At 68.4% G+C, this 13,205-nt stretch carries 8 protein-coding genes and 1 tRNA gene; 5 read left to right on the top strand and 4 right to left on the bottom strand.

Annotated elements, in window-relative coordinates; all coding sequences use genetic code 11:
• Window positions 1-344: 344 nt before the first annotated feature.
• The 3 genes from SACE_RS24760 (at window position 345) to SACE_RS36890 (ending at window position 7,473) form a co-directional block, all read left to right on the top strand.
• Window positions 345-5,669 carry an AAA domain-containing protein gene (locus SACE_RS24760; RefSeq protein ID WP_009942483.1) on the top strand — a complete coding sequence of 1,775 codons (5,325 nt, stop codon included), beginning with the start codon at window positions 345-347 and terminating at the stop codon, window positions 5,667-5,669.
• Between the two features lie 106 nt (window positions 5,670-5,775).
• A complete protein-coding gene (locus SACE_RS37935) occupies window positions 5,776-6,015 on the top strand; it encodes a hypothetical protein (protein ID WP_143538215.1) in 240 nt (79 codons plus the stop codon).
• 81 nt (window positions 6,016-6,096) lie between these two features.
• A complete protein-coding gene (locus SACE_RS36890; protein ID WP_231849770.1) occupies window positions 6,097-7,473 on the top strand; it encodes an IS630 family transposase in 1,377 nt (458 codons plus the stop codon).
• Window positions 7,474-7,696: 223 nt separating this feature from the next.
• Here the strand turns inward: SACE_RS36890 and SACE_RS24765 are convergent.
• Window positions 7,697-7,770, bottom strand: a tRNA-Pro gene (locus SACE_RS24765).
• 176 nt (window positions 7,771-7,946) lie between these two features.
• Between SACE_RS24765 and SACE_RS24770 the strand changes: the two genes are divergently transcribed.
• A complete protein-coding gene (locus SACE_RS24770; protein ID WP_157894870.1) occupies window positions 7,947-8,537 on the top strand; it encodes a VOC family protein in 591 nt (196 codons plus the stop codon).
• Between the two features lie 151 nt (window positions 8,538-8,688).
• Here the strand turns inward: SACE_RS24770 and SACE_RS24775 are convergent, their stop codons facing one another.
• Both SACE_RS24775 and SACE_RS24785 read right to left on the bottom strand, forming a co-directional pair.
• A complete protein-coding gene (locus tag SACE_RS24775) occupies window positions 8,689-10,011 on the bottom strand; it encodes an MFS transporter (protein WP_011874616.1) in 1,323 nt (440 codons plus the stop codon).
• 853 nt (window positions 10,012-10,864) lie between these two features.
• Window positions 10,865-11,683: an alpha/beta fold hydrolase gene (locus SACE_RS24785; protein WP_009942478.1), complete on the bottom strand. Its 819-nt coding sequence runs from the start codon at window positions 11,681-11,683 to the stop codon at window positions 10,865-10,867.
• Window positions 11,684-11,761: 78 nt separating this feature from the next.
• Between SACE_RS24785 and SACE_RS24790 the strand changes: the two genes are divergently transcribed.
• The gene (locus SACE_RS24790; RefSeq protein ID WP_009942477.1) at window positions 11,762-12,292 is read left to right on the top strand and encodes a CGNR zinc finger domain-containing protein; all 531 of its coding nucleotides are present in this window, start codon (window positions 11,762-11,764) and stop codon (window positions 12,290-12,292) included.
• Between the two features lie 27 nt (window positions 12,293-12,319).
• On the opposite strand, the gene SACE_RS24795 is transcribed toward SACE_RS24790, so the two are convergent.
• On the bottom strand, window positions 12,320-13,078 hold the full coding sequence (locus tag SACE_RS24795; protein WP_009942476.1) for a DUF3626 domain-containing protein: 759 nt from the start codon (window positions 13,076-13,078) through the stop codon (window positions 12,320-12,322).
• Window positions 13,079-13,205: the final 127 nt, after the last annotated feature.

The raw sequence follows: 13,205 nt of genomic DNA on the forward strand, positions 1-13,205 counted from the left end.
ACACGTTCGGCGCAATGATCATCACGGGGTGTGGCCGCCAAGCGGGGGGCAGTCCCGGGAGTACGCAGCAAGCACTGCCCTTTTTGTTACCCAGCCACCACGAGCACCTCGGACCTTTCGCGCACCGCCCGCCCAGAGAGGGCGGTAACACTCTGATGGCACCACGCGATCAGATTTCCGCACGGAGCGACCGCGTCGGATCACCGCGCCCACCACCGCAGAACGGGCATGGTGATCAAATTCGGCCGTCCCGCGTCGGCCGCGCAGCAGATCACGTCTCAGACCCGCGAGACGCTAAGGCGCTCCACCGTTCCTTCACGACAAAACACAAAACAGGGGTTGCGGTGAGCATCGAACCAACCACGACGGACTCGGCCCTCGACCACGCGTCGCGGTTGTTCCGATTCCTGGCCGCATCCCAACGCCTCAAGAACCGCCCCGCCCTGCTCGTCGATAACCAGGCCGAAAGCGGTCACCTGCTGTGGCTCGCGGACCTGCCCGACCACCCTGCCGTCATCACCGCGCACCGCGCCGCAGCCCCGGCTGCCGACGAGCCTTTCCTCGTGCTCGACCGCGTCGAGAAGAGCTCACCACCCGTCCCCGGCGCCGACGTGCATCGCTGGCTGAACAGCGCCGTTGACAACCCCGACCAGATCGCCGAACTCCGCGACGAGATCCCGAACCCGGACTCCGGAGCTGGGTGCCTCGCTCTCGACGACCACCCGGAGGTGGCCGAGTCTTACCGCGACTGGGCGCGACGTTGGCAGGCCTGGGCCGAGAACGAACTGCGCGACCGCCCCGTCCGCGACCTCTACACCCGCGTGTTCGCCACCTACGTCGCCGCCACCAGCCACACCGAGAACCTCGAACTCGTCATCGGCGCCGGCCTGCTCTCCTGGCAGCCGCCGAACCACCCGACCGTGCGGCGTCACATGCTCACCACCCCGGTCACGCTCGACTTCGACGACGCGACCGGACGGTTGACCGTCGCCCGGGTCGAGTCCCGTGACCCGCTCACCGTCGAACTCGACATGCTCGACCCCGGGCTGCAAGGCAACCCGCAGCACATCAACGCCGTCCGCGACGCTGCGCGCGAAACGACCACGCATCCCCTGGACCGCGAGCGCGTCGGCGAACTCGCGCGACGCCTGGTGCACACCCTCGACAGCGCCGGAACGTACCGCGACGACGACACCACCCCGGTCGCCTCTGAGCAGGCGGTCGCGGCGTTTGCGCCAGCGCTGCTGCTGCGCAAACGCTCCCAGCAGGGCTTGATCCAGATCTTCGACACGATTGTCGATCAGCTCGGCCAGGCCGTCGAGGTGCCTGACGGGCTGCGCCCACTCGTGGACCCTGACCACCGGCCGACCGTGGAGCCCGAGAGCACCGAGGGTGCCGTGGTCACCGTCGACGACGAGCTCTTCCTGCCGCTGCCGGTCAACGACACACAGTTGAAGATCATCAAGGCGGTCGACCGCAAGGCCCAGATCCTCGTGCAGGGTCCGCCCGGCACCGGCAAGACCCACACCGCAGCCGCCCTGCTCTCCCACCTGCTCGCGCGGGGCAAGCGCGTCCTGGTCACCGCCCATACCGACCGTGCCCTGCGGGAGGTCCGTGACAAGCTGCCCGACGCAATCAAACCGCTGTCGGTCGCCGTCGTCGGGTCCTCTCGCGAGGACATGGCCGACCTCAAGACCGCCGTCGAATACATCGCCAGCCGCGCCTCCGACCACGATCCGGCCGAGGCCAACCAGACCGTTCAGAACTGCCTGGACAGGATCGAGAAGCTGCGGCGCGAGCGCGCCCGGCTCTACCGCGAGCTGCTCGACGCCCGCGAACACGAGACCACCGCACGCGAGCACGGCGGAGACACGGGCACCCTCGCCGAACTCGCGCGGCGCCACAACAACGCCGCCGACGACCACCGCTGGCTCACCGAGCTGATCACCGTCACCGCCGACGACACCGCGCCGCTGACCGACGCCGAAGCCCTCGAATGGCTCGCCCACCTCACCGACCCCGAGCTCCTCGCCGACGAAACCCACTCCCACGCGCGACTCACCGACCTCACCGAAGTCCCGGATCCGGAGGCCTTCGCCGACCTCGTCGAGACAGAACACGCCGCCACCACCGCCGAACGCGGCTACGCGACCATGCACCACCACGCCGCTTACGACCCGGTTCGGCGTATTCACCCCGCCGGCCGGAAACGCCTGCAGCACCGGCTGCACCAACTCGCCGACACCACCGACGCACTCACCCGCCGCCGCGAACCCTGGCTCCACCAGGCCCTGTCCGACGTGCGCTCCGGTCGCACCCACACCTGGCGCTCCCGCGCCCAGCAGCTCGCCGGCCTCATCGACCGCGTCACTCCGCTGGTCACCGGTCTCGATCCGCTGATCCGCATCAAGACCGCTGGCGACACGGCACCGCTGATCCCACTCGCCCAGGCCCTAATTCGCCACGTCGCCGACGGCCGTACGCTCAAAACCGCCCCCGACGGCACCCCGAAAATCGGCCTGGCCGCCCCCAGGGCTGTCAAGCAGGCCGAGCCGCTGTTCACGCGCGTCCGTGTCAACGGACTCCCACCGACCCGCCTGGAGCAGCTCGCCGCCTTCCAAACCTGGCACGGGGCCACCGTCGTGCTCGACGCGCTCGACCGCGCCTGGCCTGAGGGCATGGCCATCCCGGCTGAAGACACCGTGCACGAGCGGCTTCAGTGGCACGTCACCGAGCTCGCGCAGCTCCGCGGCGTCCTGGCCCTGGCCGCCGAGCTCGACGCCACCGAGAACGATCTCGCTGAACTCGGCCTGCCGCGCCCGGACTGGACCGACCTCGAATCCGTCCGCGTCTACGCCCGTCTCGTCGACGCCGCCGCAGCCACCGACGCCGCCACCGCAGCCCACCGGCCCCTCCAGCAGCTCGAAGAGCGCCTCACCGCCGCCACACGCTGGTCCGACAGTGCGCACTGCGTCCACGTCCTGCTCGAAGCCACTCGGTCACGCGACCACGACCGCTACGCCACCGCGCACCGCCGTCTAGCGCGCTTGCACGGCATCCGACACCGCGCGGCACGTCGTGACGTCCTCGCCACCCGCATCTCGGAGCGCGCCGAGGATCTGCGTGCCGCAGTCGAAGCCGACCCCCATCACGAAACCTGGCCGAGTCGCCTCGGGGACCTCGCCCGCGCCTGGCAGTGGGCCGCCACCGGCGCCTGGATCAGCACCCAGACCGGCGCCGACGTCAACACCCTGCAGCGCCACCTGCACACGACCGACCAACACATCCGCGAGCAGGTCGAAATCCTCGCCGCCACCCGCGCCTGGAACCACGCCGTCGCCGAAGAGCGCATCACCGGCAGCGCCAAAGCCAACCTTCAGCAGTACGCCCAACTGGTCCGCCGCCTGGGCAAGGGCACCGGAACCTACGCCGCCCAACGCCGCGCCGAGATCCGCCAGTCCATGGACCGCTGCCGTCCGGCCGTGCCGGTGTGGATCATGCCCATCTACCGCATCGCCGAACAGTTCAGCATCAAGCCCGACATGTTCGACGTCGTCATCGTTGACGAAGCCTCCCAGGCCGGCGCCGAAGCCACGTTCCTGCAGTACCTCGCGCCGAAGATCGTCGTGATCGGCGACGACAAGCAGGTCTCCCCCTCCGCGGTCGGCGTCAACGAACAGCGCCTACGCGACCTGGCCAATCAGTACCTGGCCGACGATCCGTACAAGAGCACGTGGCAAGACCCGCGGCACAGCTTCTTCGACGAAGCCAAGATGCGTTACGGCGGCACCATCACCCTGACCGAACACCGCCGCTGCGTGCCCGAGATCATCGGCTTCTCGAACCGCATCGCCTACGAACCCGACGGCATCCGACTCATCCCCGTCCGCCAGTACGGCGCAGAGCGGCTCGACCCCGTCGTCCCCGTCTTCTTGCCCGAAGGGCACACCATCGGCGCCAACCGAAACGTGAACAAGGTCGAGGTCGAGTCGATCGTCACCCAGATCGAGAAGTGCATCGCCGACCCCCACTACGACGGCAAGACCTTCGGCGTCATCTCCCTGCTCGGCGACGCCCAAGCACGCAAGCTCGAATCCACGCTGCTCGCGCGCCTGCACCCCGACGAGTGGAAGGCACGCGACCTGCGCTGCGGCAACGCCGCCGACTTCCAGGGCTCGGAACGCGACGTGATGTTCCTGTCCATGGTCGCCGCCCCCGAACCCGGCCGCAGCATGGGCGCGCTCACCCAAGACACCTATGTCCAGCGCTACAACGTTGCCGTCTCACGCGCCAAGGACCAGCTCTGGGTCTTCCACTCGGTGAAGATCAGCGACCTACGCAACAAAGAAGACCTCCGCTTCCAACTACTCGACTACTGCTATGGCGTGGCAAACCGCGCAGAGTCCACACTAGACGGACATACTACCGTCGTCCCCGACGACGTCCTCGTGCCTCCGTTCGACTCACTGTTCGAGCAGCGCGTGTTCAATCACCTCGCCGACCGCGGCTACACCGTCATCCCCCAGTACGATGCGAAGCCCTACCGCATCGACCTCGTCGTCATAGGTCCCAGCGCCCGCCTGGCCATCGAATGCGACGGCGACCACTGGCACGGACCCGACGTCTACGAACGTGACCTCGCCCGTCAACGCGACCTCGAACGATGCGGCTGGACCTTCTTCCGCATCCGCGAATCCGACTTCTACATCGACCGCCCTGCAGTCCTGCGCGACCTGTGGTCCGCACTCGACGCACTCGCAATCCATCCCTATGGACAGCGCAGCGAGCCCCTGGACACGGACCCCGATGGGATCGAACGCGGCGAGGTCAAGCGGGACGGACTCGAGACGCCTGGTGCGGTGTCTGCCGCACCCGTCACTACGGCGTTGGACACGGTCGTCCGCAATACGTCAGCGGGGATCACAGCCGAGAAAGAGTCGATCGTGGCCTTGCGCTCCAGACCGACCGTCGTCTTCAGCGGCGACCTGGGAGCAACTGACAGTGGATCCGTCACAACCGAACCGGTGTGGAGTGAGTCTGTCGACGCCGAGACAACAGCGCCGGCCCCGACTGTCGCCTCCGTTGCACAGGAATCAGCCGTAGACATGACGATCACGACGAGGAAATCAGCGGAGATCCGCAGAACGACCCGAGAACTCCCCACCTATCGCGAGTTCACCGGCATTCTCCCATCCCTGGCCGACGCCACCCGATCCCAGCTCATCGACGCAATCGTCGCCATCGTGGAGGCCGAAGGCCCGGTCATGGGCAGTCGCATCCACGCCGCCTACCGTGACGCCGCAGGCAACCGGCGTGTCGGGCACGTCATCGCCACGAAACTCAACGACGCCATCACCGCAGCCGTCAGAAAGGGGCTCTTGGCCCAGGAAAACCCGCTGCGCCGACGCGGAATAGAAACGCGCACCTACCGCACACCGGATCAGCCTGAGTACCTGATCCGCGTCCTCGGGCCCCGGAGCCTGGACGAGATCCCTCCGCGCGAGCTGGCCGCGATCATCACCGAATCCGCCCGCAACTACGGCTGGGACGACGAAGAAAATATCTACCGCGACACTCTCGCCCGCCTCGGCAAGAAGCGCCTGACAACCAACGTCCGCACGGCCCTCGACGCGGCCAAGACACTGTGCCAGACATGGGACGAGCGGTAGTCGGGATGACGACACGGTACCGGGCCGCCGCGTAGTCCCGGCGGCAACGTGCAGGGACGACGAGTCCTTACCCTCACCGACGAGCCCTGCCGATCATCCACCTGTCGTGTACCTCCGAGAAGACCTCATCCGCGATGCCGCCAACGGCTGGATCGGCAAGCTGTTCGCCCCTGATAACGTCGACAAGGCCGTGAGGGGACTACCCGCGTCCAAGAAGACACCCAAGAGCGCACCCACATGGGAGAAGGCGCAACAGCGGCTCACCGACGCCGAGTCGCTGCCCCGGCAGCGCTCACCGAGGCGATCAACGAAGCACAAGCCGAACGCGCTAGTGGCTCGTCTATGAACCTTGATCGGGCTATTGATCATGGTCTGGTGGGTGTCGTGCATGCTGTCTCGGCTTGTTGTCGAGCTGGGAGGTGAGTGCGTGTCGCGCCGTCCGGAGGTGTTCGTGCGTCCGGTCAGCCTGGCCGAGGGACAACGCCTGCAGAAGATCAGCAGGACAGCGAAAGACCCGGTCAAGCTGCGACGGGCGATCGTGGTGTGGGCCTCGGCTCAGGGCCAGTCCGTGCCCGACATCGCGCATCTGCTCGATGTCAGCCCTGACTACGTGCGTGATGTGATCCACGCGTTCAACGAACAGGGGTTTGGCGCACTGGACCCAAAATGGAGCGGGGGCGCACCCAAGACGATCGATGAGCCCACCAGGGCTCGGATTTGCGCGATCGCCGGGTGTGACCCCCGTATCCTGCGCCAGCCGTTCAGCACGTGGTCCCTGGCCAAGCTGTGCGACTACCTCGTCGAACATCGCTATGTCGAGCGGATCAGCTGGGAAACGCTGCGGCGAATCCTGCGGGACGACGGTGTGTCGTGGCAGACCACCACCACGTGGAAAGCCTCCAACGACCCGGACTTCACCGCCAAGATGACCCGCATCCTCGACCTCTACGACCACCCGCCCAACGGTGGCCGGGTGCTCTGCGTCGACGAGTTCGGCCCGTTGAACCTGCTGCCCCGCAAGGGAAAAGCATGGCGCCCCGTCAAGACACCCGAGCGCCTGCGGGCGACCTATACCCGTACCCAGGGGGTACGGCACATGTTCGCCGCACTCGATCTGGCTACCGGCAAGCTCACCTACCGTATCCGGGAACGGAAACGCTGGCGCGAGTTCCTGGGCTTCTGCAAGCAACTGCGTCGGCGATGGCCCCACGAGCGGCTCTACCTGGTCCTGGACAACTACGGGCCGCACACTCGCCCGGAAGTCCTGGCCTGGTGCCAGGCCCACGACATCGAGCTGGTCCTCACCCCGACCAACGCCTCAGGGCTGAACTGGATCGAAAGCGAGTTCGCCGCCCTGCGCTACTTCGCCCTGGGCGGCACTGACCATCGCAGCCACGACGAGCAGAACACCGCCATCGGCGCCTACATCCGCTGGCACAACCAACGAGCCCGCCCAAACGGAACTTCGCGATCAACTCAAAGATCCGACAACCCGATTACCAGATCAACGCCGCCTGACAAGCCACTAGCGACGTCGCGCCCGAAACGAGAAGCAACTCCTCAAAAGGCTCCGACACCGCTGGGAAGACCTCAACAACACCACCGAACGCACCCACCCCATGGCCCCCACTACACATGGGTCCAGTACACGCCCGAAGACACCGCGCGGCCAGCCATCAGCACGCGCCACCGCGACCCCTTGACCAGCGGCCAAGTCCCGACCGGCGATCCAATCAGCACGCCAGCGCAAAACCACAGCCGACGTTGCACTCCCCTCCGCCCACCACCGCAAAGCCCATGCTGACCAGCCACAACGACCCGCGACCTCGAAAAGAATCACCCGACCGAGCAAGATCATCGACTCCCACCCCGCGACCCCATTTCGCCCCGACGGTGATCGATCCTCCCAAACTCCTCCCAAAAATCGGATCAGACCAAGCGCGGAGATCAACTACCAGATCACGATGACAACGCCAAGAAGCCCGCTGACCTGCGCTTACGCGCCAGCCAGCGGGCTGTTTCGACCGTCGGGACGGCGGGATTCGAACCCACGACCCCTTGACCCCCAGTCAAGTGCGCTACCAAGCTGCGCCACGTCCCGGCCGCATCCCCTCTGCGGGGTGCGTGAATAGCTTACCCCACCCCTGTCCGGGCGATCACCACCCCCCTAGGCGGGGTGTTTGCGCTGGTCAGGTCGGTGGTGGGCTGAGGTGTGGGACAGTGGTGATCATGAGCCGAGGGAGCTTGGCGGGGGTCTCCCCCGTGTTGGACCACCTGGTGTTCGCGGGCCCGGATCTCGGGGACGCGGTGGCACTGGTTGAGGGGTTGACCGGGGTGCGGTCGGTGCCCGGTGGGCGGCACGCGGGCAAGGGCACGGCGAACCACCTGCTCGGGTTGGGCGGGCGCGCGTATCTGGAGATCATCGGGCCCGATCCGGAGGCGCCTGAGCCGGGTGGGCCGCGGCCGTTCGGGATCGACGAGCTGCGTGAGCCTCGCCTGGTGACCTGGGCGGTTCAGACCACCGATCTTGATGCGGATGTGCGGGCTGCCCGCGACGGCGGGTGGGATCCCGGCACGCCTGAGTCGATGTCCCGCCGTACCCCGGGTGGGGAGTTGCTGGAGTGGCGGTTGACGCCGTTCTCGCATGCGGACGGGCCGGTGCCGTTCCTCATCGACTGGGGCGACTCCCGGCATCCGAGCGAGGGCCTGCCCGTGGTGCCGCTGCGTTCCATGTTCGGTGTGCATCCTCGGGTGGAGGCGACCACGGCGCTGGAAGCGATCGGCGTCGAGATGGAGGTGCAGGCTGGCACCCGGTCCGCGCTGGTGACGACGCTGGAGGGTAGGACCGGGCCGGTCGTGCTGCTGTGAGGAATCGGGTTCGATCGGCGGCGTGCCGGACGGCGCACCGGGAAGGACGGGGGCGGCGATGAAGCGGGAGCCCGGAGTCGTGTCGACCCCGGGCTCCCGGTTCAGGAATGCGGCTCGAATGTCCGGTGCCGCGTGCTGGTGTGCGCTGGGCTCAGTCCAGTGAGGACTGCTTGGTCTCCTTGCTCAGCAGCAGGGCGAGCAGCGTGATCGACGCCATCGCCGCGAGGTAGACGCCGACCCAGCCGAGGCCGTAGCTGCTGGCGAGCCAGGTGGCGATGTAGGGCGCGACCGACGCACCGAGCAGTCCGGCGACGTTGTAGGCGACCGAGGCGCCGGTGTAGCGCACGGCGGTCGGGAACAGTTCCGGCAGCACCGCACCCATCGGACCGAACGTCATGCCCATCAGGCCGAGGCCCACCACCAGGAAGGACACGGTCGCCACGGTCGAGTTCGCCCCGAACCAGGGACCGAGCAGCAGGCCGAAGACGATGATGGCCGCCGTCGTCACGAGCAGTGTCGAGCGACGTCCGTAGCGGTCGGCCAGCACGCCGGCGACCGGTGTCGCCAGGGCGAAGAAGACCACGCCGATCAGCAGCATCACGAGGAACGCGGAGCGGTCGTAGCCAAGGCCCGTCTTCGCGGTCCCGTAGGAGAGGGAGAAGACGGTCATCAGGTAGAAGAGCACGTAGGTGGCGAGCATGATGAACGTGCCCAGCACCAGTGCCTTGAAGTCGGTGCGGAAGACCTGCGCCAGCGGCACCTTCGCCCGCTCGTCGCGCTCGACGACCTTGGCGAACGCCGGGGTCTCGTGCAGCGTCAGCCGCACCCACAGCCCGACCGCGACCAGCGCCGCCGACACCAGGAACGGCACCCGCCAGCCCCAGGCGAGGAAGGTCTGGTCGTCCATCACTTCCGACAGCAGCAGGAACAGCCCATTGGCGAAGAAGAACCCGATCGGTGCACCGAGCTGCGGGAAGGTGCCGAAGAACGCGCGCCGGTTCGGCGGGGCGTTCTCGGTGGCCAGCAGGGCCGCGCCACCCCACTCGCCGCCGAGCCCGAGGCCCTGGCCGAAGCGGCACAGCGCCAGCAGCAGCGGCGCCACGATGCCGATCTGCTCGTAGCCGGGCAGCACGCCGATCACGACCGTGGAGATGCCCATCGTCAGCAGTGAGGCGACGAGGGTGGACTTGCGGCCGATGCGGTCGCCGAAGTGGCCGAACAGCGCCGAGCCCAGCGGGCGGGCGACGAAGGCGATCGCGAAGGTCGCCAGCGACTGCAGCGTCGCGGCCGTGGCGTCCCCCGCCGGGAAGAACATGTGGGGGAACACCAGGACAGCGGCGGTGGCGTAGACGTAGAAGTCGTAGAACTCGATCGAGGTTCCCGCGAGGCTGGCCACTACGACCTGGCGGGTCGAGTTCCGAGGAGCCTGGTCTGAGCTCTCCGCGTCCGGAGCGGGAGCGTGGCCGACAGCCATGGTGCCGAACCTCCTGGGTAACACGATTGGTCGAACGAAACTCTAGCTGGCGGTGACCACGTACCGAGACCCGCCTCCCAAATCATGGGCGGGGAGGAAGCGGGAGGAGCGGGCGTGGCGGCGAAGCAGGTAGCGGGGGTGGAGGCGAAGGCAGCAGCCGGGGCGGAGACGGGGATCGAGGCGGGGTCGGCGCGGAGGGCGGAGGCGGAGATGGAGACCACGCGGGGGCGGAGGCCGGACAGCGCGGACATCTGGTCGGCGCGGGGGCGGAGGTGGAGACCACGCGGGGCGGAGGCCGGACAGCGCGGACATCTGGTCGGCGCGGAGGCGGAGGCGCTCGGGGCAGGGGCGGAGACCGCGCGGCGCTGGCGTTTGGTCGGCGCGGGGACGCCCCGCGGCCTTCAGCGCGGCGGCGCCGGCATAGGTGCAGGTCCGTGCGGTAGGGCGGGCCGAGGGGCTGTGGCGACCGGCGGGCGGTAGGGGGAGAAGGGCTTAGCCGTTGGACAGGCGTGCGCTGGGCGGATAGGACGCGGCGGAGGGGCGCGAGCGGAGGCGTCCGCATGGGGAGCGCCCTTGGCCGGATGGAGAGGTGGCGTGGGCGGCTTGACATGCCGTGAGCGACCGGGGCGGCCGTGTGCGTCGCTTGGCCCGCATCGTGGGCAGGACGTCGGATAGGGCGCAAACGGCGCACTCGGCAACCCCAGGGCGAGCCGGCGCTGTGCCGGCATCCGGGATGTGGGATGCCGACACGGCACCGGGCGAGAGGCGCGCGGGTGGTCGCAGGCGCTGGTCGCCGGCGACGAATGGTCTCGGGAAGCGTGGCGACCGGGGCGCTGTTCGGCGCACCCGGACGTCAGCGGGCGAGGAAGTCGGCGAGCAGGCCGGTGAGGTGAGCCGGGGCGTCCTCCTGCACGAGGTGGCCCGCGTCGTCGATCAGCTCCAGGCGGGCGCCGGGGATCTGTTGTCCCAGTCGGGTGCCGCGTTCGGCGGGCAGCCAGCTGTCCTCGCGCCCCCATGCGATGAGGACGGGGCAGTCCAGGTCGCCGTAGCGGTCTTCGACCTCCTGCGTGTGACGCTCGTCGGCCTGGGCGATCTGGCGGTAGAAGGCGGGCTGGCCGGTCTCCCCCAGCCAGGGCTCGGTGAGGGCGTCGAGCGTGGGCGGCGGGAGTTCGTGGTGCGCGGCTGTGGCGATGTAGCGGCGCACCAGCGCCTCGTGCAGGTGTGGCGGCAGGGCTTCGAAGACGTCGGCGTTGTCGTGCACGAGCCGGAAGAAGCCCGAGCCCCAGGGCCGGAGGCTGACCGCGTCGACGAGCACGAACCGCTCATACCGGACACCGTCGAGCAGTGCGCTCCGCAGGGAGACCGCTCCGCCGAAGTCGTGCGCGACGACGGCCGGCGAGCGCAGGCCCCAGTGCTCCAGCAGGCCGGTGAAGACCTCCTGTTGCGCCGCGAGCGAGACGTCCTGCCCGGCGCGCTTCTCCGAGAGGCCGTAGCCGGGCATGTCCCAGACGTAGACGCGGTGTCGTGTCGCGAGTCCAGCGGCCACGTCGCGCCAGACGTAGGACGAGAACGGCGTGCCGTGCAGCAGGACCACGGGCGACCCCTCGCCGAAGCTCGCCCATCGCACCTCGCCGTGCGGCGAGTCGTGGCTCTCGGTCAGCTTCCAGCCCATCTCAGCACCTCCGTTACCGTCTAATGCGTTCAAGCAGTAACGTTACCATCAATCGAGCCTAGTTGGTAAAGTGAGCTCGTGGCATACGACCGGCCTGCCGCGCCCGACGCGCTCGGGACGATCGAGGCGTTCTGCAACTCCGCTCGCTTCCTCTACGACGAGGACGCCTTCCTGACGGTGGACGGCACCGCTCGGTGGCTTCGCGAGCACGGCCGCTCAGCGGTCGGGCTGGACGACCGCAAGAGGCAACAGCTCGTCCGGCTGCGCGAAGCGATCCGCGAGCACGTCGAGTCGGGTCAGGAGTCCGGGACGCTCAACGAGTTCGCGCGGAAGGTGCTGGGGCCACCGCGATGGGACGATGCGGGGAACGCGGAGATCCCGGTCAACGGAGAGTCCGTTGTGGACAGGCTTGCGGGGGAACTGCTTTCGGTGCTGTTCGTCGAGGAACTGACCGGGCGGCGGGGAAGGCTGAAGGTCTGCCGCTCTGGCGACTGCCGTTGGCTGTTCTACGACCGTTCACCGGCCAACAACAGCGTGTGGTGCAGCATGAGCATCTGCGGTGCCCGCCACAAGATGCGCTCGTACCGGAAGCGGGCCGAGGGCAAGTAGAGTCACGAACCCAGCGGGCCGCTGCGGCTATGCCGCCGGGTCGAGGTTGCCGAAGCGGGCCACGTAGTGCCAGACGCGCTTGAGCGCCTGCTGGTCGTGGTGGCCGGTGCGGGCCGCGTCGCCGAGGGTGCGAGGTGTCAGGCGTCCGTGCTCGGCCAGGGAGAGGCCGAGGTCGACGTACTGCTGACCGCGGTAGTCGGGGTGCCGCCGCAGTTCTTCTGTCCTCAGGGAGAAACCGGGGTGCCACTCGATGCGGCAGGCCAGCCCGGTGGCCGCCCGCTCGACGTTGGTGCCGCGGTAGCTGGGGTCGAGCACGATCGCTTCGACGTCACGCGCGAGGTCGAGCGGGCCGTGGACGTGTGCCTCGATGTAGTCGTCGAGCGGGTCGCGGCGGTCGGCGCGGGCGGTGTCGATCAGTGCCGAAAGGCGTTGCGCCACGCCGAAGTCCGTCGGCTCGAACACGCTGTCGGGGTGGCAGAAGGTCGTGCGTTCCAGGACCGCCGGCGATAGACGCACGTGACAGGAGCCGAACCGCGGCGATCCGCCTACTGCGCGGCGGCGGAAGTTCAGCGACCCGTACTTCGGACGCTGCTCCGCTGCGGCGTGGTCGTAGGCACCGGCGAAGATGCGGCTTTCCCATCGCCAGCGGTCGCCGCCGGGGTGGGCGGTCAGCCCGCCGTTGCTGGTTCCGGTTTCGAACTGCGAGCGGTACAGGCCGTCGCGCACCATCGCGTCGATGACCGGGATGCCGCCCACGAGCCGGTCGGGGTGGAAGTGCAGCGTCACCGGTGGTGGATCGTCGACCGGGCCGCCTTCGGCGCGCCCGGCGACGTGGGCGATCGCCCGCTCCCAGGCAGAACCGTCACGAGCCAGCCGCGAAGATCCACGCACCGGACCACCCCGATCCACGTCG

The organism is Saccharopolyspora erythraea NRRL 2338, from assembly GCF_000062885.1.
GTDB classification, from domain to species: Bacteria; Actinomycetota; Actinomycetes; order Mycobacteriales; family Pseudonocardiaceae; genus Saccharopolyspora_D; species Saccharopolyspora_D erythraea.

What these genes read in the sequence shown, in the direction of transcription:
- SACE_RS24775 (WP_011874616.1), bottom strand. Translation starts at nt 10,011, where the DNA reads ATGGCTGTCGGCCACGCTCCCGCTCCGGACGCGGAGAGCTCAGACCAG.
- SACE_RS24785 (WP_009942478.1), bottom strand. Translation starts at nt 11,683, where the DNA reads ATGGGCTGGAAGCTGACCGAGAGCCACGACTCGCCGCACGGCGAGGTG.